At 37.8% G+C, this 22583-nt stretch carries 25 protein-coding genes; all 25 read left to right on the plus strand.

Annotated elements, in window-relative coordinates; translation table 11 throughout:
- Positions 1–4 precede the first annotated feature (4 nt).
- The 25 genes from ftsY (at position 5) to uppS (ending at position 22573) form a co-directional block, all read left to right on the plus strand.
- Positions 5–994: a signal recognition particle-docking protein FtsY gene (ftsY, locus tag AC0NJG_RS17630; RefSeq protein WP_087954494.1), complete on the plus strand. Its 990-nt coding sequence runs from the start codon at positions 5–7 to the stop codon at positions 992–994.
- 133 nt (positions 995–1127) lie between these two features.
- Positions 1128–1460 carry a putative DNA-binding protein gene (locus AC0NJG_RS17635; protein WP_000891062.1) on the plus strand — a complete coding sequence of 111 codons (333 nt, stop codon included), beginning with the start codon at positions 1128–1130 and terminating at the stop codon, positions 1458–1460.
- Between the two features lie 12 nt (positions 1461–1472).
- Complete coding sequence (gene ffh / locus AC0NJG_RS17640) at positions 1473–2822, plus strand: signal recognition particle protein (protein WP_087954495.1); 1350 nt, start codon at positions 1473–1475, stop codon at positions 2820–2822.
- A 100-nt stretch (positions 2823–2922) separates the two neighbouring features.
- Positions 2923–3195 carry a 30S ribosomal protein S16 gene (gene rpsP / locus AC0NJG_RS17645; protein ID WP_000268750.1) on the plus strand — a complete coding sequence of 91 codons (273 nt, stop codon included), beginning with the start codon at positions 2923–2925 and terminating at the stop codon, positions 3193–3195.
- A gap of 14 nt (positions 3196–3209) precedes the next feature.
- The gene (locus AC0NJG_RS17650) at positions 3210–3437 is read left to right on the plus strand and encodes a KH domain-containing protein (protein ID WP_000737398.1); all 228 of its coding nucleotides are present in this window, start codon (positions 3210–3212) and stop codon (positions 3435–3437) included.
- A 121-nt stretch (positions 3438–3558) separates the two neighbouring features.
- Positions 3559–4074, plus strand: a complete 516-nt coding sequence (gene rimM / locus AC0NJG_RS17655; RefSeq protein WP_000170268.1) for a ribosome maturation factor RimM — start codon at positions 3559–3561, stop codon at positions 4072–4074.
- Entirely contained in the window at positions 4074–4808 is a 735-nt protein-coding gene (trmD, locus tag AC0NJG_RS17660) for a tRNA (guanosine(37)-N1)-methyltransferase TrmD (RefSeq protein ID WP_000686892.1), read from the plus strand. Before rimM ends, trmD begins: the two co-directional genes overlap by 1 nt.
- A gap of 146 nt (positions 4809–4954) precedes the next feature.
- Positions 4955–5299: a 50S ribosomal protein L19 gene (gene rplS / locus AC0NJG_RS17665; protein WP_001186516.1), complete on the plus strand. Its 345-nt coding sequence runs from the start codon at positions 4955–4957 to the stop codon at positions 5297–5299.
- A gap of 101 nt (positions 5300–5400) precedes the next feature.
- Positions 5401–5952 carry a signal peptidase I gene (gene lepB, locus AC0NJG_RS17670; RefSeq protein ID WP_000711857.1) on the plus strand — a complete coding sequence of 184 codons (552 nt, stop codon included), beginning with the start codon at positions 5401–5403 and terminating at the stop codon, positions 5950–5952.
- A gap of 20 nt (positions 5953–5972) precedes the next feature.
- On the plus strand, positions 5973–6863 hold the full coding sequence (ylqF, locus tag AC0NJG_RS17675; RefSeq protein ID WP_000236700.1) for a ribosome biogenesis GTPase YlqF: 891 nt from the start codon (positions 5973–5975) through the stop codon (positions 6861–6863).
- A gap of 52 nt (positions 6864–6915) precedes the next feature.
- Positions 6916–7689: a ribonuclease HII gene (gene rnhB / locus AC0NJG_RS17680; RefSeq protein ID WP_087954496.1), complete on the plus strand. Its 774-nt coding sequence runs from the start codon at positions 6916–6918 to the stop codon at positions 7687–7689.
- Positions 7690–7882: 193 nt separating this feature from the next.
- Positions 7883–9043, plus strand: a complete 1161-nt coding sequence (sucC, locus tag AC0NJG_RS17685) for an ADP-forming succinate--CoA ligase subunit beta (RefSeq protein WP_001020785.1) — start codon at positions 7883–7885, stop codon at positions 9041–9043.
- Positions 9044–9062: 19 nt separating this feature from the next.
- The gene (sucD, locus tag AC0NJG_RS17690; protein WP_000115178.1) at positions 9063–9965 is read left to right on the plus strand and encodes a succinate--CoA ligase subunit alpha; all 903 of its coding nucleotides are present in this window, start codon (positions 9063–9065) and stop codon (positions 9963–9965) included.
- Between the two features lie 87 nt (positions 9966–10052).
- A complete protein-coding gene (gene dprA, locus AC0NJG_RS17695; protein ID WP_087954497.1) occupies positions 10053–10922 on the plus strand; it encodes a DNA-processing protein DprA in 870 nt (289 codons plus the stop codon).
- A gap of 144 nt (positions 10923–11066) precedes the next feature.
- Positions 11067–13145, plus strand: a complete 2079-nt coding sequence (gene topA, locus AC0NJG_RS17700; RefSeq protein WP_046198501.1) for a type I DNA topoisomerase — start codon at positions 11067–11069, stop codon at positions 13143–13145.
- A 50-nt stretch (positions 13146–13195) separates the two neighbouring features.
- Positions 13196–14500 (plus strand): FADH(2)-oxidizing methylenetetrahydrofolate--tRNA-(uracil(54)-C(5))-methyltransferase TrmFO, encoded by a 1305-nt coding sequence (gene trmFO, locus AC0NJG_RS17705; protein WP_474063262.1) that lies wholly within the window; start codon positions 13196–13198, stop codon positions 14498–14500.
- Positions 14501–14565: 65 nt separating this feature from the next.
- Entirely contained in the window at positions 14566–15465 is a 900-nt protein-coding gene (gene xerC / locus AC0NJG_RS17710) for a tyrosine recombinase XerC (protein WP_087954498.1), read from the plus strand.
- Positions 15466–15507: 42 nt separating this feature from the next.
- Positions 15508–16050, plus strand: a complete 543-nt coding sequence (gene hslV / locus AC0NJG_RS17715; RefSeq protein ID WP_000526272.1) for an ATP-dependent protease proteolytic subunit HslV — start codon at positions 15508–15510, stop codon at positions 16048–16050.
- Positions 16051–16072: 22 nt separating this feature from the next.
- Positions 16073–17464, plus strand: a complete 1392-nt coding sequence (gene hslU / locus AC0NJG_RS17720) for an ATP-dependent protease ATPase subunit HslU (protein ID WP_000550082.1) — start codon at positions 16073–16075, stop codon at positions 17462–17464.
- 77 nt (positions 17465–17541) lie between these two features.
- Positions 17542–18321, plus strand: coding sequence for a GTP-sensing pleiotropic transcriptional regulator CodY (gene codY / locus AC0NJG_RS17725; RefSeq protein WP_000421288.1), 780 nt, complete (start codon positions 17542–17544; stop codon positions 18319–18321).
- Positions 18322–18669: 348 nt separating this feature from the next.
- Positions 18670–19371 (plus strand): 30S ribosomal protein S2, encoded by a 702-nt coding sequence (gene rpsB / locus AC0NJG_RS17730; RefSeq protein WP_000111483.1) that lies wholly within the window; start codon positions 18670–18672, stop codon positions 19369–19371.
- Between the two features lie 103 nt (positions 19372–19474).
- A complete protein-coding gene (gene tsf / locus AC0NJG_RS17735; RefSeq protein WP_001018581.1) occupies positions 19475–20362 on the plus strand; it encodes a translation elongation factor Ts in 888 nt (295 codons plus the stop codon).
- Between the two features lie 66 nt (positions 20363–20428).
- Entirely contained in the window at positions 20429–21151 is a 723-nt protein-coding gene (gene pyrH / locus AC0NJG_RS17740; RefSeq protein WP_000042663.1) for a UMP kinase, read from the plus strand.
- Positions 21152–21153: 2 nt separating this feature from the next.
- Entirely contained in the window at positions 21154–21711 is a 558-nt protein-coding gene (gene frr / locus AC0NJG_RS17745) for a ribosome recycling factor (protein WP_000531503.1), read from the plus strand.
- Positions 21712–21796: 85 nt separating this feature from the next.
- Entirely contained in the window at positions 21797–22573 is a 777-nt protein-coding gene (gene uppS / locus AC0NJG_RS17750; RefSeq protein ID WP_046198502.1) for an isoprenyl transferase, read from the plus strand.
- The last annotated feature ends 10 nt before the right edge of the window (positions 22574–22583 follow it).

Genomic DNA, 22583 nt, shown 5'->3' on the forward strand with positions numbered 1-22583 from the left:
CAGTATGAGCTTTTTTAAAAAACTAAAAGAAAAAATTTCAAAACAAACAGATACGGTAACAGAGAAGTTTAAACAAGGATTAGAAAAAACGAGAAATTCGTTTGCAGATAAAGTAAATGATTTAGTCTTTCGTTACCGTAAAGTAGATGAAGATTTCTTCGAAGAATTAGAAGAAATTTTAATCGGTGCAGATGTTGGCGTTTCGACAGTGATGGAATTAATCGACCAGCTGAAAGAAGAAGTGCAACGCCGTAATATTCAAGATCCAAAAGAAGTACAAGCTGTTATTTCGGAAAAATTAATAGAAATTTATAAAGGTGACAGCGATTTTACTAATGAAATTAATGTGCAAAAGGATGGCTTGACAGTTGTTTTATTTGTTGGTGTGAATGGTGTAGGTAAAACGACAACAATTGGTAAGATGGCTCATAGATTTAAATCAGAAGGCAAGTCTGTCTTATTAGCAGCAGGAGATACATTCCGTGCTGGAGCGATTGAACAATTAGAAGTATGGGGCGATCGCGTTGGGGTAGAAGTGATTAAACAAGGATCAGGGTCTGATCCAGCAGCGGTTATGTATGACGCTGTACAAGCTGCAAAAGCACGTAAAGTAGATGTATTACTATGTGATACAGCAGGACGTTTACAAAATAAAGTAAACTTAATGAAAGAGTTAGAGAAGGTAAAGCGTGTAATTGAGCGTGAAGTACCAGGAGCTCCTCATGAAGTATTACTTGTTATTGATGCAACAACAGGACAAAACGGTTTAAGTCAAGCGAAAACATTCCGTGAAGCAACGAATGTGACTGGTATTGTTTTAACGAAATTAGATGGAACTGCTAAAGGTGGCATTGTATTAGCAATTCGTAACGAAATGGATGTACCGGTGAAATTCGTTGGATTAGGAGAGCAAATGGATGATCTGCAACAGTTCGATCCAGAACAATATGTGTATGGTTTATTTGCGAACTTAGTAGAAACAGAAGAAGTATAAGTGAAAGAAGCGGTATTTTCCGCTTCTTTTTCTATAAAAATATGCGATGTTAAGAAAAAAACTTGACACTCTTTTGTACTCCATGTAAACTAATTCATGTAAAGGGAAATCACTTAACAAAGGATGATCCAACATGCTCGAAAAAACAACGAGAATGAACTATTTATTTGATTTTTATCAATCGTTGTTAACGCAAAAACAAAGAAGTTATATGTCGCTTTATTATCTAGATGATTTATCTCTTGGTGAAATTGCGGAAGAATTTGATGTAAGTCGCCAAGCCGTGTATGATAACATTAAACGGACTGAAGCGATGCTTGAAGAATATGAAGAAAAATTAGTATTACTTCAAAAGTTTCAAGAGCGACAGCGACTTGTTGCAAAGCTAAAACAGCTAATCAGCGAAGAAGAGCATGTGAATGAAGAAATGAAACAAGTTGTTGAAGCTATCGAAAAATTAGATTAGGAGGGCGGCAATATGGCATTTGAAGGATTAGCCGACCGACTTCAACAGACGATGCAAAAAATCCGCGGCAAAGGAAAAGTTTCTGAAGCCGATGTGAAAGAAATGATGAGAGAAGTTCGTCTAGCTCTTTTAGAAGCGGACGTTAACTTTAAAGTAGTAAAAGATTTTGTAAAGCGTGTATCTGAACGTGCTGTCGGACAAGATGTAATGAAAAGTTTGACACCTGGACAACAAGTAATTAAAGTTGTACAGGAAGAACTTACAGAACTTATGGGCGGAGAGCAAAGCAAAATTGCTGTTGCTAATAAGCCACCGACTGTTATTATGATGGTTGGTCTGCAAGGTGCAGGTAAAACAACGACGACAGGTAAGCTTGCGAATTTGCTTCGTAAAAAGCATAATCGTAAACCGATGCTTGTTGCGGCAGATATTTACCGTCCTGCAGCGATTAAACAGCTTGAAACATTAGGGAAGCAATTGGACATGCCTGTATTCTCTTTAGGAGATCAAGTAAGTCCTGTTGAAATTGCGAAACAAGCGATTGCAAAAGCGAAAGAAGAACATCATGATTATGTTTTAATTGATACAGCAGGTCGCCTGCATATTGATGAAGAACTAATGGATGAATTAGCGAAAGTGAAAGAAGTTGCGAAACCGGATGAAATTTTCCTTGTTGTCGATGCGATGACAGGACAAGACGCGGTTAATGTTGCACAAAGTTTCCATGAACAGTTAGGTTTAACAGGGGTTGTATTAACGAAGCTGGATGGTGATACGCGCGGTGGTGCGGCATTGTCTATTAAAGCTGTTACGAATACGCCAATTAAATTTGCTGGTATGGGTGAAAAACTAGATGCACTTGAAGCGTTCCATCCAGAACGTATGGCATCCCGTATTTTAGGGATGGGAGACGTCTTAACATTAATTGAAAAAGCGCAAGCTACAGTTGATGAAGAGAAAGCAAAAGAACTTGAGCAAAAAATGCGTACGCTTTCGTTTACACTTGACGATTTCCTAGAACAACTTGGACAAGTGCGTCAACTTGGACCGCTTGATGAATTGTTAGGAATGCTTCCTGGTGCAAATAAAATTAAAGGGCTGAAAAATGCACAAGTTGATGAAAAACAAATTGGGCATATTGAGGCGATTATTCGTTCTATGACTAAATTAGAGCGAGAACAACCGGAAATAATCAATGCTAGTCGCAAAAAACGCATTGCCAAAGGTAGCGGTACAACGGTACAAGAAATCAATCGTTTAATCAAGCAATTTGATGATATGAAAAAGATGATGAAAACGATGACTGGGATGCAAAAAGGTAAGAAAAAAGGACTAGGTGGATTGAAGTTTCCATTCATGTAAGGAAAAAAGATGGCTCTGTTAAGAAAAAATACTTTACAAAGCAATAGTCTTTTTGCTAATATAATTATCTGTGTGAAATAAATTCGGAGGTGCTTTATAAATGGCAGTTAAAATTCGTTTAAAACGTATGGGAGCTAAAAAAACTCCTTTCTATCGTGTAGTTGTTGCAGATTCTCGTTCTCCTCGTGACGGACGTTTCATTGAGGAAATCGGTACTTACAATCCGGTTGCTCAACCAGCTGAAGTTAAGATCAACGAAGAAGCAGCATTAAAATGGTTAGGAAATGGTGCTAAACCATCTGATACAGTTCGTAACTTATTCTCTAACCAAGGTATCATGGAGAAATTCCACTTATCTAAACAAGGTAAGTAATTGAGGCAATGACTATGAAGAAGTTAGTCGAGACGATTGTCAAGCCTCTTGTCGATCATCCTGAAGATGTAAAAGTTACACAGGAACTTTACAACGGAGAGATAAAGTATCGATTAACTGTACATCCTGAGGATGTTGGAAAAGTCATTGGAAAGCAAGGGAAAGTTGCGAAAGCAATTCGAATGCTCTTGTATTCAGTGGGACATCACAATAGTGAAAAAGTAACACTGGAAATTCAATAAACGTAAAAAGGGCGAGGAGTTATTTCCTCTCCCTTTTTTAACATTTAAAGAGAAGTTGCATGTTCCATATGTGAAATGGGGATGCTTAATTTATATAGAAACCAGGGGTGACATACTGTTTATGACAAAATGGTTTAACGTAGGGAAAATTGTAAATACTCATGGCGTAAAAGGAGAAATTCGCGTGGTTTCTCGTACTGATTTTCCAGAAGAGCGATATAAAGTAGGGAATACGTTATACATATCGAATGAAAAAGGTGGAGAGCCTTTCCCAGTAAAGATTACTTCTCATCGTCAACATAAAACATTTGACTTATTGACATTTGAAGGATACGGGAATGTAAATGAAGTAGAACAGTTTAAAGGTTCTCTTTTAAAAGTGCCTGAAGATCAATTAGGCGAACTAGCTGAAGGTGAATACTACTATCATGAAATTATTGGTTGCAACGTTGTAACGGAAGAAGGAGAAGCGTTAGGGACAATAAAAGAAGTTTTATCTCCTGGTGCAAATGATGTTTGGGTAATTAAACGCCCAAAAGGTCAAGATCTGTTAATTCCTTATATTGATGATGTTGTACTTCAAGTTAACATTGAAAATAAATTAGTAACCATTCATGTAATGGAAGGGCTACTATAATGAAAATTGACATTTTAACTTTGTTTCCAGATATGTTTACAGGTGTGTTTGGATCTTCAATTTTAAAGAAAGCACAAGAAAAAGAAGCGGTAGAGCTTCGTGTTGTCAATTTCCGCGATTATACAACGAGTAAGCATAATAGTGTGGATGATTATCCGTATGGTGGCGGCGCTGGGATGGTATTAACTCCTCAGCCTATTTTTGATGCTGTAGAAGATTTAACGAAAGAGACAGAGCGTAAGCCGCGAGTTGTCTTAATGTGTCCGCAAGGTGAAAGGTTTACTCAGAAGAAAGCGGAAGAGCTTGCAGAGGAAGAACATTTAATCTTTGTATGTGGGCATTATGAAGGATATGACGAACGAATTCGTGAACATCTCGTAACAGATGAGATTTCTATCGGTGACTACGTATTAACGGGTGGAGAGTTAGCCTCTATGGTTATAACTGATAGTGTCGTACGTCTCCTGCCAGGAGTACTAGGAAACCATGCTTCACAAGTCGAGGATTCGTTTAGTACAGGTTTATTAGAGCACCCTCATTATACACGACCAGCTGATTTTCGTGGTATGAAAGTGCCAGATGTATTAATGTCGGGAAATCATAAAAATATTGATGAATGGCGACATAAAGAATCGTTGCGTCGTACGTACACGCGTAGACCGGATTTACTAGAAGAACGAGAATTGTCTAAGCAAGAAAAGAAATGGCTAGAACAGATTAAAGAAGGCAAATAAGGGCTTGATATATTTTCTATTGCAACAGCCCTAGCAATATGCTATTATAACACTTGTGCTACTGAAATCAGTGGCCGTATTAACGATGTTCCGCTGTAATTTATTTAGACTTTATAAGAGCATCTGTTTAAAGGAGAGAATTTAATATGCAACAATTAATCGCAGAAATTACAAAAGGCCAATTAAAAACTGACCTTCCTTCATTCCGTCCTGGAGACACTTTACGTGTACACGTAAAAGTAGTTGAGGGAACTCGTGAAAGAATTCAGCTTTTCGAAGGTGTTGTAATTAAACGTCGTGGTGGCGGAATCAGTGAAACATTCACAGTTCGTAAGATTTCTTACGGTGTAGGTGTAGAACGTACATTCCCAGTTCACACGCCAAGAATCGCGAAAATCGAAGTACTTCGCCGTGGTAAAGTACGTCGTGCTAAGTTATACTACTTACGTAACCTTCGCGGTAAAAAAGCACGTATTAAAGAAATTCGATAAGACATGTATGGGAGCTTGTAAATGCACAAGCTCCCTTTTTCCAATCTATATAAAATTTTGATATAATACGATCAGCTTACATAATCGTGGAGGGGAAAAGCATGAAGAAAGAAAAGAGTTCACTTTGGGAATGGATCAAGGCAATTTTGATAGCTGTTGTATTAGCAGGTGTTATTAGACAGTTTTTCTTTGCGCCAATTCTCGTAGATGGAGTATCGATGGCGTCCACATTACATGATCGCGATCGAATGATAGTTAATAAAATTGGTTATCACATAGGAGATCCGAAACGATTTGATATTATTGTATTCCGAGCAACGGAAGATAAAGATTATATTAAGCGTATTATCGGCCTACCAGGCGATGAAATAGAGTATCGTAATGATAAACTATATGTTAACGGAAAGGCTTATGAGGAGCCGTATTTAGACAAGCAGAAAAAACAAATTGCTGACGGACCGCTTACATATGATTTCACTCTTGAAGAGATGACAGGGAAGAAAACTGTTCCAGAAGGTCAATTATTTGTTTTAGGCGATAATCGTCGTTTTAGTAAAGATAGCCGTTCCATTGGTACAATTTCAATGGACCAAGTGATTGGAAAGGCAAATATACTATATTGGCCGTTAAAAGATGCTCGTATTGTGAAATAAAAGAAAAAGAAGGTGGCAACATGGTAATTCAATGGTTCCCAGGACATATGGCAAAGGCTAGACGCCAAGTAACAGAAAAATTAAAGTTAATTGATGTTGTAATTGAGCTTGTAGATGCTCGATTACCTTTATCTTCTCGAAATCCGATGATCGATGAGATTATTACACATAAACCGAGGCTTGTTGTTTTAAATAAAGCGGATATGGCAGACGATCGTTTAACAAAGCAATGGATCGCATATTTTAAAGAAAAAGGTCATATGGCAATTTCAATTAACGCACAGGCTGGACAAGGCATGAAGGAAATTGCAGCGGCTTGTAAAGTGTTAGTGAAAGAGAAATTTGATAAAATGGTTGCAAAAGGTATTAGACCGAGAGCGATTCGTGCATTAATTGTAGGGATACCGAATGTTGGTAAATCTACGTTGATTAATAAGTTAGCGAAGAAAAATATTGCTAAAACAGGGGATCGTCCTGGTGTGACAACAGCTCAGCAATGGATTAAGGTTGGGAAAGAAATGGAGCTGTTAGATACGCCAGGTATTTTATGGCCTAAATTTGAAGACCAATTAGTTGGGTTACGTCTAGCTACGACTGGTGCAATTAAAGATTCTATTTTAAATCTACAAGACGTAGCTGTTTATGCGCTACGTTTTATGGAGAAACATTACCCAGAGCGATTAAAAGAGCGCTATAATTTAAATGACATTCCAGAAGACATCGTGGAGTTATTTGATGCGATTGGAAAAAATAGAGGCTGTTTAATGGGCGGCGGAATGATTGATTATGATAAAACATCTGAACTTGTACTTCGTGAGCTTCGTGGTGGCAAACTTGGAAAAATGACGTTTGAAACACCAGAAGAGTTTGCGGAGCAGACAGAAGATGCAGAAAAAGTAGAAGAAGTATAAGACGTGCGTTTGTACGTCTTTTCTTTTTTTGTATATAAAAGGAGTGGCATGAATGCAAAAAGTGACTATTCAAGAGGCGGAACATTTACTACAAGAAATTAGGAGTGAAGAGGACGACCGCTTTCAGATATTAATAAAAGATGAACGTAAAGGGGTACAAAAACTCATCTCGAAGTGGTATAAACAAAAAGAGTTAGCACAAAAGGAAAAAGAAAAATTTTTGGAAATGTCTAAGTATGAAAATGCGTTACGTGAAAAAGGTCTCACATATATCGCAGGTATAGATGAAGTAGGTCGTGGACCGCTAGCTGGGCCTGTTGTGACGGCAGCTGTTGTTCTTCCGGAAGGCTTTTATATTCCAGGATTAAACGATTCGAAAAAGCTGAGTGAGGCGAAGCGAGAACGTTTTTATGATGAAATTAAAGCGCAAGCAATTGCAATTGGAGTTGGAATTGTATCACCGCAAGTTATTGATGAAATAAATATTTATCAAGCGACGAAACAAGCGATGTTAGATGCTGTTGCGAATTTATCTTGTACACCACAATATTTATTAATTGATGCGATGAAACTCCCTACACCAATTCCGCAAACATCTATTATTAAAGGTGATGCAAAAAGTATTTCTATTTCAGCTGCATCCATTATTGCGAAAGTAACGAGAGATCGTATGATGAAAGAGCTTGGAGAAAAGTATCCTGCATATGGATTTGAACAACATATGGGATATGGCACAAAACAACATTTAGAAGCGATTGAAGCGCATGGCATATTAGAAGAACATCGAAAATCGTTTGCGCCAATTAAAGATATGATTCAAAAATAAGCTGCGAAAACGCAGCTTATTTTTTATTTTGACATATAAACATTACTATTTCCCAAAAAGAATAAAGCGATTTCAGTTTTCTGACACTTTATTGTAGACAGCGTGCCAATCATCTTATACAATGGCAATGTAATGTTTTTTAAACATTAAAAAACTTTTCGAGTAAAACAGGAAAACAGGGGAGGATGGGACCATGAATATCCATGAGTACCAAGGTAAGGCAGTCCTTAGAAGCTATGGGGTTAGCGTTCCGAACGGGAAGGTTGCATTTACAGTAGAAGAAGCTGTAGAAGCGGCGAAAGAATTAGGAACGGATGTATGTGTAGTGAAAGCACAAATTCACGCTGGTGGACGCGGCAAAGCTGGCGGAGTAAAAGTTGCAAAAAATTTAGATGAAGTTCGTACATATGCAGAGAGCATTTTAGGAACTACACTTGTGACACATCAAACAGGTCCTGAAGGTAAGGAAGTAAAACGCTTACTTATCGAAGAAGGTTGCGATATTAAAAAAGAATATTATGTAGGTCTTGTTTTAGACCGTGCAACTTCTCAAGTTGTTTTAATGGCATCTGAAGAAGGCGGAACAGAAATTGAAGAAGTAGCAGAAAAAACACCTGAAAAAATCTTTAAAGAATATATTGATCCAGCAGTAGGCTTACAAGGCTTCCAAGCACGCCGAATTGCATTTAACATCAATATTCCAAAAGAGCTTGTAGGACAAGCTGTGAAGTTTATGATGGGCTTATACCGTGCGTTTATCGAAAAAGATTGCTCTATCGCGGAGATTAACCCACTTGTTACAACAGGTGACGGTAAAGTTATGGCATTAGATGCGAAACTAAACTTTGATTCTAATGCTTTATATCGCCATAAAGACATTTTAGAACTTCGTGACCTTGATGAAGAAGATGCAAAAGAAATCGAAGCTTCTAAATATGACTTAAACTACATTCCTTTAGATGGAAATATCGGTTGTATGGTTAATGGTGCAGGTTTAGCGATGGCTACTATGGATATCATTAAACATTACCATGGCGATCCAGCTAACTTCTTAGATGTTGGTGGCGGTGCGACAGCTGAAAAAGTTACAGAAGCATTCAAAATTATCCTTTCTGACAAAAATGTAAAAGGTATCTTCGTTAACATTTTTGGTGGCATTATGAAGTGTGATGTTATTGCAGAAGGTGTTATTGAAGCAACGAAACAAGTAGGTCTTGAATTGCCTTTAGTTGTACGTCTTGAAGGTACAAACGTAGAGTTAGGTAAGAAAATTTTAAATGAGTCTGGCTTAAATATTGTTGCAGCAGAATCTATGGCAGACGGTGCACAAAAAATTGTTTCACTAGTGGGCTAATAGAAAGCGGGGGAGAAAAATGAGCGTATTAGTTAATAAAGATACAAAAGTTATTGTTCAAGGTATTACAGGTTCTCAAGGGTTATTCCACACAAAACAAATGATTGAATACGGTACGAAAATTGTCGGTGGTGTAACGCCAGGTAAAGGTGGCACTGATATTGAAGGTGTACCAGTATTTGATACTGTAGAAGATGCAGTGAAAGCAACAGGCGCAAACGCTTCAGTTGTATACGTTCCACCCGCTTTTGCGGCTGATGCAATTATGGAAGCAGTTGATGCAGAAATTGATTTAGTAGTATGTATTACTGAAGGAATTCCTGTATTAGATATGGTAAATGTAAAGAGATATATGGCTGGTAAACATACACGTTTACTTGGACCGAACTGCCCAGGTGTTATCACGCCGGATGAATGTAAAATCGGTATTATGCCAGGATACATTCATAAAAAAGGTCATGTAGGTATCGTATCTCGCTCTGGTACATTAACGTATGAGGCTGTACATCAGTTAACACAAGAAGGTATTGGTCAATCTACGGCTGTAGGTATCGGCGGAGACCCTGTTAACGGTACAGACTTTATTGATGCGTTAAAAGCATTTAATGAAGATGAAGAAACACATGCTGTAATTATGATTGGTGAAATCGGTGGTACAGCGGAAGAAGAGGCAGCTGAATGGGTGAAAGCTAATATGACAAAACCTGTTGTAGGCTTCATTGGCGGCCAAACAGCGCCTGCTGGCAAGCGTATGGGTCATGCTGGCGCAATCATTTCTGGCGGCAAAGGAACTGCTGCAGAAAAGATTAAAACGATGGAAGCTTGTGGTATTAAAGTAGCGGAAACTCCAGCAGTTATGGGTGAAACGCTAATCTCTGTCTTAAAAGAAAAAGGTCTATTTGAGACTTGTAAAAACTACTAATCTGTTGAAAGGCACCTTCTTGCTTGAAGGTGTCTTTTTACCAAATTCTTGTTTACATAATAAAAATTATGGGTAAGGAGAATTGAGATGAAAAGAGAACGATTATTACATCTACATTACTTGTTAGCAGACCATTGGAAGGCGATAGAGAGGCTATTATATGTCGATCCAGAATTAAAGGAAATATACAATTTTAATGCAAAACAAATTGAATGTTACACTGGAATATCCTCAAAAAAATCTTCAGAATTAGTAAATTTTCTTCAAAGTTCAAATCTCCCACAATATATATCTTATTTAGAGAAAAATCGATTCTTTTATATGACAATATGGGATGAAGAGTATCCAAAATTATTACGTGAAATACAAGATCCTCCCTTTGTGTTATATGGAAAAGGAGAGAAGGATTTCCTCAATAAAGCGAACAAATTAGCGGTTGTTGGAACGAGAGAACCGACTTTATATGGATATGAAAGTTTGAAATTTATTTTACATCCATTATTAGAAAAGGAATGGCTTATTGTCAGTGGATTTGCAAGAGGGATAGATACGATGTCTCATGAAATTACAGTAAGACGGCATTGCCCGACAATTGCGATACTAGGACATGGATTATCGTATATATATCCAAAAGAGAATCAATATTTATATGAAGTGTGGAATGAATATATATTGTTATTAACAGAGTATCCTCCGCACTATGCACCGAAAAAATGGTATTTTCCAAAAAGGAATCGGATTATTAGTGGTATAAGTAAAGGGGTTTTAGTTGTAGAAGCGAAATCGAGAAGTGGAACACTTATTACCGCAGACCTTGCTCTAGAGCAAAATAGAGAGGTATTTGCACTTCCTGGACCTATATTTATAGATAGTGCATCAGGAACAAATCATCTCATTCAACAAGGAGCGAAACTAGTAAGAAATGCAGAAGATATACTGGAAGAGATTTTAAATTAACCTTATATTTTTATGTTTTTATTAAACAATTATTGACAAATGGTAGATAGGCACTGTATGGTATATTCATTCTTGATTGACAAAAACAAGAGAAATCAATAAGATTAATGAAGACTTGAATCCACCTCTTAAGGAGGCACTAGCATGTCAGATTACCTCGTAATCGTGGAGTCGCCTTCTAAGGCGAAGACCATTGAGAAATATTTAGGGAAAAAATACAAAGTTGTCGCGTCTATGGGACACGTTCGCGATTTACCTAAAAGCCAAATGGGGATAGAAGTAAAGAACAACTTCACCCCGAAGTATATTACCATTCGTGGTAAAGGTCCCGTCTTAAAAGACTTAAAATCAGCAGCAAAAAAAGCAAAGAAAGTCTATCTCGCGGCCGATCCAGACCGTGAAGGGGAAGCTATTGCTTGGCATTTAGCTAATACGTTAAATGTGGACGTTGAATCAGATTGCCGAGTTGTGTTTAATGAGATTACAAAAGATGCAATAAAGGAATCATTCAAACATCCTCGTGCGATTAACATGGATTTAGTAGATGCACAACAAGCAAGACGTATACTAGATCGTCTTGTTGGTTACAATATTAGTCCTTTATTATGGAAGAAAGTAAAAAAAGGATTAAGTGCAGGACGCGTACAATCTGTAGCAGTTCGTTTAATAATCGAACGTGAAAGAGAAATTCAAAGTTTCGAGCCTGAAGAATTCTGGACAATTAAGACAGAATTTGTGAAAGGGAAAGACACATTTGAAGCAAGCTTTTACGGTGTAGATGGTGAAAAAGTTCAATTAACGAATGAAACACAAGTGAATGAAATAATTGAACGGCTGAAAGATAATGCGTTCTCAGTTGAAAATGTAACGCGAAAAGAGCGAAAACGTAATCCTGCATTACCATTTACAACATCTTCCTTGCAACAAGAGGCAGCGCGTAAGTTAAACATGCGAGCAAAGAAAACGATGATGCTTGCGCAGCAATTGTATGAAGGAATCGATCTTGGAAAACAAGGAACTGTAGGTCTTATTACGTATATGAGAACTGATTCAACACGTATCTCAGAAACAGCTCAAACAGAGGCACGTACGTATATTACTGAGGCGTTTGGTACGGAATACATAGGAACAGAAAAGAAGAAAGAAACGAAGAAGTCGAACGCACAAGATGCGCATGAGGCAATTCGTCCTACTTCGGTAATGAGAAAGCCAGAGGAACTAAAGAGTTTCTTAAGTCGGGATCAACTTCGATTGTATAAATTGATTTGGGAGCGATTTGTTGCAAGTCAAATGGCGTCTGCTATAATGGATACTGTGACAGCGAGACTCATTAATAATAATGTTCAGTTCCGTGCAAGTGGATCGGTTGTAAAGTTTCCAGGATTTATGAAAGTGTATGTAGAGTCGAAAGATGATGGGGCTGAAGAAAAGGATAAGATGTTGCCACCTTTAGAAGTAGGGGAAACCGTATTTTCGAAGGATTTAGAACCGAAGCAACACTTTACACAACCTCCGCCGCGCTATACAGAGGCTCGTTTAGTAAGAACACTTGAAGAGCTTGGAATTGGAAGACCGTCGACTTACGTACCGACACTTGAAACAATTCAAAAACGTGGATATGTAGGTTTGGATAATAAACGCTTCGTTCCAACTGAACTAGGTGAAATAGTAATTGAACTTATTTTAGAGTTTTTCCCAGAAATTATTAACATTGAATTTACTGCTAACATGGAGCAAAGCCTCGATGAAGTAGAAGAAGGAAATGCGAATTGGGTAAAAATTGTTGATGATTTCTACGTAGGATTTGAACCGCGTTTAGAAAAAGCGGAAAAAGAAATGCGCGAAGTGGAAATTAAAGATGAACCAGCTGGGGAAGATTGTGAATTATGTAATCACCCAATGGTCTTTAAAATGGGTAAATACGGGAAATTTATGGCTTGCTCGAATTTCCCAGATTGTCGTAATACAAAACCGATTGTGAAAGAAATCGGTGTTACTTGTCCGAAATGTGATAAAGGTCAAATTATTGAACGTCGTAGTAATAAAAAGAAACGTCTTTTCTATGGGTGCGGTACGTATCCAGAGTGTGACTTTGTATCTTGGGATAAGCCGATTGGCCGTAAATGTCCGAAGTGTGAAGGTATGCTAGTAGAGAAGAAGTTGAAAAAAGGCGTACAAGTACAATGTATTTCGTGTGATTATGAAGAAGAACAACAAATGTGAGCGTAACTGCTCACATTTTTTTCGGGAAGAAAAGGAAAGGTGATAAATATATGACAACACAAGTAGTAAACGTCATTGGCGCAGGTCTTGCAGGAAGTGAAGCAGCTTACCAAATTGCAAAACGTGGTGTCCAAGTAAGATTATACGAAATGAGACCGGTAAGGCAAACGCCAGCTCATCACACAGATAAATTTGCAGAATTAGTATGTAGTAACTCGCTTCGCGCAAACACATTAACAAATGCTGTTGGTGTTATTAAAGAAGAAATGCGTTTAATGGATTCTGTTATTATTCGTGCAGCTGATGAGTGCTCAGTACCAGCAGGAGGGGCTTTAGCGGTAGATCGTCATGAATTTGCGGCAAAAGTAACGGAATATGTGAAAAACCATCCGAACGTAACTGTGGTGAATGAAGAAATTACTGAAATTCCAGAAGGTCCTACAGTGATCGCGACAGGTCCACTTACGTCGCCTGATCTTTCTGCGCAATTAAAAGAGTTAACGGGTGAAGACTACTTTTATTTCTATGATGCTGCAGCACCGATTATTGAGAAAGACAGCATTGATATGAATAAAGTATATTTAAAATCTCGTTACGATAAAGGTGAAGCGGCATATTTAAACTGTCCAATGACGGAAGAGGAATTTGACCGTTTTTACGAGGCTTTAATCGCTGCTGAAACAGTACCTTTAAAAGAATTTGAAAAAGAAATTTTCTTTGAAGGTTGTATGCCAGTAGAAGTTATGGCAAGTAGAGGAAGACAAACACTAGTATTTGGACCGATGAAACCTGTTGGATTAGAAGATCCGAAAACAGGGAAAACGCCATATGCTGTTGTTCAGTTACGCCAAGATGATGCAGCGGGAACGTTATACAATATTGTAGGTTTCCAAACGCATTTAAAATGGGGACCGCAAAAAGAAGTGTTACAGTTGATTCCAGGACTGGAAAACGCAGAGATTGTCCGTTATGGTGTAATGCATCGTAATACGTTTATTAATTCACCTAACTTGCTTCGTCCAACATACCAATATAAACAACGTGATGATTTATTCTTCGCTGGTCAAATGACTGGAGTGGAGGGATATGTTGAATCGGCAGCTTCAGGATTGCTAGCAGGTATCAACGCTGCTCGACTTGTGAAAGGTGAAGAGCCGGTTGTATTACCGCCTGTAACTGCAATGGGAAGTATGGCGAATTATATTACTGCGACAAATGCGAAAAATTTCCAACCGATGAATGCAAACTTCGGTCTGTTTGCACCGTTAGAGAAGAAAATTAAGAAGAAAGCAGAACGTAATGAAGCCTATGCAACACGCGCTTTAGAAACGATTCGAAATTTTGTAAATATTTAGTTAAATTTCTTGCAAAGGCTACTAAGTTGTGATACGATTTAGTAGCCTTTATTGAGGTGAATTGTGTGAATGTGAAGAAATTGTTACAATTATTCGTTGGATATTTACAAATTGAAAGAAATTATTCAAAATATACAATTGCAAGTTATCAAAATGATTTAGAACATTTTGTGCAATTTATGGAGCAAGAAGGCATATCCTCTTTTTTAGATATTACATACGCGGATGTTCGTTTGTACTTAACGACGTTGCACGATGAAAAGTTAGCCCGTAAATCTGTCGCAAGAAAAGTATCAAGCTTAAGAAGTTTATATCGTTTTTTGATGCGTGAAGGTTATCTGAAAGATAATCCGTTTGCACTTGCGTCACTCCCCAAAAAAGAATTGTCAATCCCAAAGTTTTTATATGCTGAAGAATTAGAGGAATTATTTGAAGTTTCCGACACAGAAACGCCGCTAGGTCAAAGGAATCAAGCTTTATTAGAGTTGATGTATGCGACTGGGATCCGTGTGAGTGAATGTGTCAATTTACAACTTACCGATATTGACTTCGCGGTGGGAACAATTTTAGTAACGGGAAAAGGAAAAAAACAAAGGTATATTCCGTTCGGGAGCTATGCACAAGATGCTTTAATTACTTATATAGAGAACGGGAGAAAACAGTTAGCCAAGAAAACTGAAGAACAATCTCATATGGTATTTTTAAATGCGAAAGGCACGCCGCTGACAAGTCGAGGAGTACGCTATGTATTAAATGAACTCATTAAGAAAGCTTCACTGACAATGCGGATAAGTCCTCATATGTTAAGGCATACATTTGCTACACATATGTTAGATGAAGGGGCAGATTTACGTACTGTACAGGAGCTACTCGGTCATGAAAATTTGTCTACGACACAAATTTATACGCATGTCTCTAAAGAAAGATTGCGTTCTGTCTACATGAAGCATCACCCACGGGCATAAATTGCTTTTAAAGCTATAAAAACATATAAAGGAGTTTTTTCTATGGGAAATTTCCATGCTACAACGATATTTGCAGTTCATCATAATGGAGAATGTGCAATGGCTGGAGATGGCCAGGTGACAATGGGAAATGCTGTTGTAATGAAACATACAGCTCGTAAGGTTCGTAAACTTTTTCAAGGGAAAGTTTTAGCTGGTTTTGCGGGTTCGGTTGCTGATGCATTTACTCTTTTTGAAATGTTTGAAGGGAAATTAGAAGAGTATAATGGAAACTTGCAGCGTGCTGCTGTTGAGATGGCGAAGCAATGGCGCGGTGACAAAATGTTACGTCAGCTAGAAGCGATGCTCATTGTCATGGATAAAACAACTATGCTCCTTGTTTCAGGTACGGGAGAAGTGATTGAACCGGATGATGGTATTTTAGCAATTGGATCTGGCGGGAATTATGCGCTCTCAGCAGGTCGTGCTTTAAAACAATATGCAAGTGAACATTTAACAGCGAAGCAAATTGCGAAAGCGAGTTTAGAAATTGCTGGCGATATTTGTGTTTATACAAACCACAACATAATTGTGGAAGAATTGTAGAATCGTAAGGGAGGCATTTTATATGCATTTACATTTTACTCCGCGTCAAATTGTGGAAAAATTAGATCAATACATTATCGGTCAAAAAGATGCGAAGAAAGCGGTTGCTGTAGCTTTAAGAAATCGATACCGCCGAAGTAAATTAGCTGAAAATCTACGTGATGAAATTGCACCTAAAAATATTTTAATGATTGGTCCAACAGGTGTTGGTAAAACAGAGGTAGCACGACGAATGGCGAAACTCGTTGGAGCACCTTTTATTAAGGTTGAAGCTACGAAATTTACAGAAGTTGGATATGTAGGTAGAGATGTAGAATCGATGGTACGTGACCTTGTGGAAACGTCAGTTCGTATTGTGAAAGAAGAAATGGTAGTTAAAGTACAAGACAAAGCAGAAGAACAAGCGAACCAACGTCTTGTTGAAATTTTAGTACCGAGTCCGGAGAAGCAATCTGGATTTAAAAACCCATTAGAAATGCTATTTGGTGGCGCTCAAAATTCGAATCAAACAACAGATTCACAGGAAGATGTTGAAATCGAAAAGAAACGTCAAGATGTAGAAAGAAAGCTTGCTGCAGGACTTCTTGAAGATGAAATTGTATCAATTGAAGTGACTGAACAACAGTCTTCCATGTTTGATATGTTGCAAGGAACTGGCATGGAACAAATGGGAATGAATTTCCAAGATGCATTAGGAAGTTTTATGCCGAAAAAAACAAAAAAACGTAAACTTTCTGTAAAAGAAGCAAGAAAAGTCTTGACAAATGAGGAAGCACAGCGCTTAATTGATATGGATGAAGTTACACAAGAGGCTGTTTATCGTGCTGAACAGCTCGGGATTATTTTTATCGATGAAATTGACAAAATTGCTGGTAAGCAGTCGAATAGTGTAGATGTATCACGTGAAGGTGTGCAACGTGACATTTTACCAATTGTAGAAGGATCAAATGTTGCGACAAAATACGGATCAGTAAAAACGGATTATATTTTATTCGTTGCAGCTGGAGCGTTTCATATGTCTAAACCGTCAGATTTAATTCCGGAATTGCAAGGGAGATTTCCGATTCGAGTAGAATTAACAAAATTATCAACTGATGATTTTGTTAAAATATTAATCGAGCCTGACAATGCGTTAATTAAACAATATATGGCTTTATTAGCGACTGAAGGTATAGAAATTGAATTTTCAGACGAAGCTATTCGTAAGATTGCTGAGATTGCTTATCAAGTTAATCAGGATACAGATAATATTGGAGCAAGAAGACTTCATACGATTATGGAGAAGCTCCTTGAAGATTTATCGTTTGAAGCATCTGAAATTACGTTAGAGAAAATAACGATAACACCTCAATACGTTGAGGAGAAATTAGCAACGATTGCTAAAAATAAAGATGTGAGCCAGTTTATTTTGTAATAGTGTCATCAGGTGACTCGCCCTAGTTTCCAAGTGATGAAAAAATATGTGAGTAACATGTAGGAGGAACTTTTGAAATGGAATTATTAGCAAAAACAAGAAAATTAAATGCGTTATTACAGAGCGCAGCAGGAAAGCCTGTAAACTTTAGAGAAATGTCTGACACAATGTGTGAAGTAATCGAAGCGAATGTATTCGTAGTAAGCCGTCGTGGTAAATTACTAGGTTATGCAATTCACCAACAAATCGAGAATGAGCGTATGAAACAAATGCTTGCAGAGCGTCAATTCCCAGAAGAGTATACACAAAGCTTATTCAACATTACAGAAACATCTTCAAACTTAGATGTAAACAGTGCTTACACAGCATTCCCAGTAGAAAATAAAGAATTATTTGGTCAAGGTTTAACTACAATCGTACCGATCGTTGGTGGCGGTGAGCGTCTAGGTACATTAGTTTTAGCTCGTCTTGGTCAAGAGTTCTTAGATGATGATTTAATTCTTGCTGAGTACAGCTCAACTGTTGTAGGTATGGAAATTTTACGTGAAAAAGCAGAAGAAATTGAAGAAGAAGCACGTAGCAAAGCTGTTGTTCAAATGGCGATCAGCTCATTATCTTACAGTGAGTTAGAAGCAATCGAGCACATCTTCGAAGAATTAAACGGAACAGAAGGTTTACTTGTTGCAAGTAAAATTGCTGACCGCGTAGGAATCACTCGTTCAGTAATCGTAAATGCACTTCGTAAATTAGAAAGTGCTGGTGTAATTGAGTCGCGTTCTTTAGGTATGAAAGGAACATACATTAAAGTATTAAACGACAAATTCTTACATGAACTTGCTAAATTAAAAACAAACTAATTTATAAAACTCTCCTCATTTTTGAGGAGAGTTTTTTGTGTATAAAAGATTGATGCTGTTAGTAAATAGCGGCATAATCGCATTTTTTGAAAAACTATAAATTGCATTTCACTTTTTTGCTTAAAAGAAATGCAGGTTGGTAATACTAGAATTCGAGTATGAACAAAGAAAGTTTTACATTGTTCGCATTTTCGACTTGATTGTAATATTTCAGTATGATATAGTAAGCAGTGGTGTCAGTACAAAGTACACACGTTTACTGATTTAAGTGTTGGTGCTACGTTTGTAGTTTCGCTTAGAGATGAAGTAAACGGAGGATATCAAAAACCATTTAGGAGGAACTATATTATGTCAGTAATTTCTATGAAGCAATTGCTTGAAGCTGGTGTTCATTTCGGACATCAAACTCGTCGTTGGAACCCAAAAATGAAGCGTTACATTTTCACAGAGCGTAACGGTATCTACATCATCGACTTACAAAAAACTGTGAAAAAAGTTGAGGAAGCTTTCAAAGTTATGCGTGACATCGCTGCTGAAGGCGGAGACATCTTATTCGTAGGTACTAAAAAACAAGCACAAGAAGCTATTAAAGAAGAAGCAACTCGTGCTGGTATGTACTTCGTTAACCAACGTTGGTTAGGTGGAACTTTAACTAACTTCCAAACAATCCAAAAGCGTATCAAGCGTCTTAAAGACATCGAAAGAATGCAAGAAGATGGTACTTTCGAAGTACTACCTAAGAAAGAAGTTGTTCAACTTAAAAAAGAGTTAGAGCGTCTTGAGAAATTCTTAGGCGGTATTAAAGATATGAAAGGTCTTCCAAGTGCATTATTCGTAGTAGACCCTCGTAAAGAGCGTATTGCAGTTGCTGAAGCACGCAAATTACACATTCCAATCATCGGTATCGTTGATACAAACTGTGATCCAGACGAAATCGATCACGTTATCCCAGCAAACGATGATGCAATTCGTGCTGTAAAACTTCTTACATCTAAAATGGCAGACGCGATCCTTGAAGCAAAACAAGGTGAAGAAACTGTTACTGCGTAACAAAGTTGGAAAGGTGATAAGGGGTTCGGCCTTTTATCACCTTTTTTAAGGTATAAACACCTTTATAAAAGGTATAAATACATATTTTAGGAGGATGAAAAGTATGGCAATCACTGCACAAATGGTAAAAGAATTACGTGAAAAAACTGGCGCAGGTATGATGGACTGCAAAAAAGCTTTAACAGAAACTAACGGCGACATGGAGAAGGCAATTGACTTCTTACGTGAAAAAGGTATCGCGAAAGCTGCTAAAAAAGCAGACCGCATCGCTGCTGAAGGTTTAACTTTCATCGAAACAAACGGTAACGACGGTTTAATTTTAGAATTAAACTCTGAAACTGATTTCGTTGCGAAAAACGAAGGTTTCCAAACATTAATTAAAGAATTAGCTGCTCACTTATTAGCTAACAAACCAGCTAACGTTGAAGAAGCTATGGCTCAAACAATGGAAAACGGTAAAAAAGTTGAAGAGCACATCAACGAAGCAATCGCTAAAATTGGTGAAAAACTAACACTTCGTCGTTTCGAAATCGTATCAAAAACTGATGCAGATGCATTCGGCGCTTACCTACACATGGGTGGACGCATTGGTGTATTAACAGTTCTTGAAGGTTCTACTGATGAAGCGGCTGCTAAAGATGTTGCAATGCACATCGCTGCAGTTAACCCTAAATACATCGACCGCGATGCTGTAACAGCTGAAGAAGTTGAGCATGAGCGTCAAGTATTAACACAACAAGCATTAAACGAAGGCAAGCCTGAAAAAATCGTTGCAAAAATGGTTGAAGGTCGTCTTGGCAAATTCTTCGAAGAAATTTGCTTACTTGACCAAGCATTCGTTAAAAACCCTGATATGAAAGTTCGTCAGTTCGTTGAGTCTAAAGGCGGAACATTAAAAGGATTCGTTCGCTACGCTGTTGGTGAAGGTATCGAAAAACGCGAAGACAACTTTGCTGAAGAAGTAATGAACCAAGTAAAAGGTAGTAACTAATACAGATTAGGGAACACATTGTGTTCCCTTTTTTAAAATAAAGATGTAAGCAATTGGAGGTTCATTATGAGTAAACCGAAATATAATCGTGTCGTTTTAAAGCTGAGTGGAGAAGCTTTAGCTGGCGAGCAAGGATTTGGAATTAACCCAGCTGTTATTAAATCAGTTGCGGAACAAGTGAAAGAAATTGCAGAACTTGATGTAGAGGTTGCTGTTGTTGTTGGTGGCGGTAACATTTGGCGTGGGAAAATTGGAAGTGAGATGGGCATGGATCGTGCAGGAGCAGATTACATGGGCATGTTAGCGACAGTTATGAATTCATTAGCTCTTCAAGATAGCTTGGAGAATATCGGAATTCAAACTCGCGTACAAACTTCAATTGAAATGCGTCAAGTGGCAGAGCCTTACATTCGTCGTAAAGCAGTTCGTCACTTAGAGAAGAAACGTGTTGTTATTTTTGCAGCAGGTACAGGTAATCCATACTTCTCTACAGATACAACAGCAGCATTACGTGCGGCAGAAATTGAAGCAGACGTAATTTTAATGGCGAAAAACAATGTAGATGGCGTATACAATGCGGACCCATCTATTGACCCAACAGCTACGAAATACGAAACGCTTACTTACTTAGATGTATTAAAAGAAGGTTTAGGTGTAATGGATTCTACAGCTTCTTCTCTATGTATGGATAACGATATTCCGTTAATTGTATTCTCAGTTATGGAAAAAGGTAATATTAAACGTGCCGTTTTAGGCGAAAATATCGGAACAGTTGTAAGGGGGAAATAAATATGGGACAACAAGTATTAAAGTCTTCAAATGAAAAAATGGAAAAAGCAGTTGCTGCTTATTCTCGTGAATTAGCAACAGTTCGCGCTGGCCGTGCAAGCGCGTCTGTATTAGATAAAGTACAAGTTGATTACTATGGTGCACCAACACCGGTTGTGCAATTAGCGAACATTACAGTTCCAGAAGCACGTTTACTTGTAATTCAACCGTATGACAAAACTTCTATTGGCGATATCGAAAAAGCAATTTTAAAAGCAGATTTAGGCTTAAACCCTTCTAATGACGGAACTGTTATTCGCATTGCGTTCCCTGCATTAACAGAAGAGCGTCGTCGTGATCTTGTAAAAGTTGTGAAAAAATATGCTGAAGAAGCGAAAGTTGCTGTTCGTAACGTACGTCGTGACGGTAACGATGATCTTAAGAAGCTTGAAAAAGCTGGCGAGATTACAGAAGATGATTTAAGAGGATATACTGAAGATATCCAAAAAGAAACAGATAAATATATTGCAAAAGTTGACGAAATCGCAAAAAACAAAGAAAAAGAAATCATGGAAGTGTAATAGCGATACTTTCGCAAATATGACCCTCTTCTTAAGGGGGTCTTTTTACACTTTTAGGCATACGTCTGCTTGCTGGAGGGTATGAATGATGTTTAAAAACTTTCCTTTTTTTAAAGGTAAAAAGGACACATCGTTTGATCATCTCGTTGAAGAAGTGAAAAAAGGATACATCCCAGAGCATATTGCCATCATTATGGATGGTAATGGAAGATGGGCAAAGAGGAGAGCGATGCCTCGTATTGCGGGACATCATGAAGGCATGCAAGTTGTAAAGAAAATCACAAAATTTGCAAGCAAACTTAATGTGAAAGTATTAACTCTTTATGCTTTTTCAACTGAGAACTGGAAAAGACCAAAAAAGGAAGTTGATTATTTAATGAAGCTTCCAGAAGAATTTTTAGGTACATTTTTACCAGAATTGATTGAAGAGAACGTACAAGTCCGAGTAATAGGGCAACAAGATCGTCTTCCTACGCATACACGCAGAGCGATGGAGAAGGCCATGGAAGAGACGAAAGAGAATACGGGATTAATTCTGAATTTCGCGTTAAACTATGGAAGTCGAGATGAAATCGTTTCTGCTGTGCAACATATGATGAAAGATCATGAGGAAGGAAAAGTTCGTGTTGAAGATGTAAGCGAAGAAATGCTTTCTTCCTACTTAATGACGAGTTCTTTACCTGACCCAGAGTTGTTAATCCGTACGAGCGGAGAGCTACGTATTAGTAATTTCATGTTATGGCAAATTGCATATTCGGAATTTTGGTTTACAGATGTGTATTGGCCAGATTTTACCGAGGAACATTTGCTAAATGCGATTACAGACTTTCAACATAGAGGGCGCAGATTCGGAGGCGTGTAGAAAGAGAGGG

Source organism: Bacillus sp. SSR7 (assembly GCF_055902415.1).

Bases quoted from the DNA above. Each gene is read 5' to 3' on its own strand.
- ffh (WP_087954495.1), top strand. From the start codon at position 1,473: ATGGCATTTGAAGGATTAGCCGACCGACTTCAACAGACGATGCAAAAA.
- uppS (WP_046198502.1), top strand. From the start codon at position 21,797: ATGATGTTTAAAAACTTTCCTTTTTTTAAAGGTAAAAAGGACACATCG.
- AC0NJG_RS17635 (WP_000891062.1), top strand. From the start codon at position 1,128: ATGCTCGAAAAAACAACGAGAATGAACTATTTATTTGATTTTTATCAA.
- hslV (WP_000526272.1), top strand. From the start codon at position 15,508: ATGGGAAATTTCCATGCTACAACGATATTTGCAGTTCATCATAATGGA.
- sucC (WP_001020785.1), top strand. From the start codon at position 7,883: ATGAATATCCATGAGTACCAAGGTAAGGCAGTCCTTAGAAGCTATGGG.
- hslU (WP_000550082.1), top strand. From the start codon at position 16,073: ATGCATTTACATTTTACTCCGCGTCAAATTGTGGAAAAATTAGATCAA.
- rpsB (WP_000111483.1), top strand. From the start codon at position 18,670: ATGTCAGTAATTTCTATGAAGCAATTGCTTGAAGCTGGTGTTCATTTC.
- trmFO (WP_474063262.1), top strand. From the start codon at position 13,196: ATGACAACACAAGTAGTAAACGTCATTGGCGCAGGTCTTGCAGGAAGT.
- dprA (WP_087954497.1), top strand. From the start codon at position 10,053: ATGAAAAGAGAACGATTATTACATCTACATTACTTGTTAGCAGACCAT.
- pyrH (WP_000042663.1), top strand. From the start codon at position 20,429: ATGAGTAAACCGAAATATAATCGTGTCGTTTTAAAGCTGAGTGGAGAA.
- lepB (WP_000711857.1), top strand. From the start codon at position 5,401: ATGAAGAAAGAAAAGAGTTCACTTTGGGAATGGATCAAGGCAATTTTG.
- codY (WP_000421288.1), top strand. From the start codon at position 17,542: ATGGAATTATTAGCAAAAACAAGAAAATTAAATGCGTTATTACAGAGC.
- rplS (WP_001186516.1), top strand. From the start codon at position 4,955: ATGCAACAATTAATCGCAGAAATTACAAAAGGCCAATTAAAAACTGAC.
- trmD (WP_000686892.1), top strand. From the start codon at position 4,074: ATGAAAATTGACATTTTAACTTTGTTTCCAGATATGTTTACAGGTGTG.
- frr (WP_000531503.1), top strand. From the start codon at position 21,154: ATGGGACAACAAGTATTAAAGTCTTCAAATGAAAAAATGGAAAAAGCA.
- rnhB (WP_087954496.1), top strand. From the start codon at position 6,916: ATGCAAAAAGTGACTATTCAAGAGGCGGAACATTTACTACAAGAAATT.
- topA (WP_046198501.1), top strand. From the start codon at position 11,067: ATGTCAGATTACCTCGTAATCGTGGAGTCGCCTTCTAAGGCGAAGACC.
- ylqF (WP_000236700.1), top strand. From the start codon at position 5,973: ATGGTAATTCAATGGTTCCCAGGACATATGGCAAAGGCTAGACGCCAA.
- rimM (WP_000170268.1), top strand. From the start codon at position 3,559: ATGACAAAATGGTTTAACGTAGGGAAAATTGTAAATACTCATGGCGTA.
- tsf (WP_001018581.1), top strand. From the start codon at position 19,475: ATGGCAATCACTGCACAAATGGTAAAAGAATTACGTGAAAAAACTGGC.
- ftsY (WP_087954494.1), top strand. From the start codon at position 5: ATGAGCTTTTTTAAAAAACTAAAAGAAAAAATTTCAAAACAAACAGAT.
- AC0NJG_RS17650 (WP_000737398.1), top strand. From the start codon at position 3,210: ATGAAGAAGTTAGTCGAGACGATTGTCAAGCCTCTTGTCGATCATCCT.
- rpsP (WP_000268750.1), top strand. From the start codon at position 2,923: ATGGCAGTTAAAATTCGTTTAAAACGTATGGGAGCTAAAAAAACTCCT.
- sucD (WP_000115178.1), top strand. From the start codon at position 9,063: ATGAGCGTATTAGTTAATAAAGATACAAAAGTTATTGTTCAAGGTATT.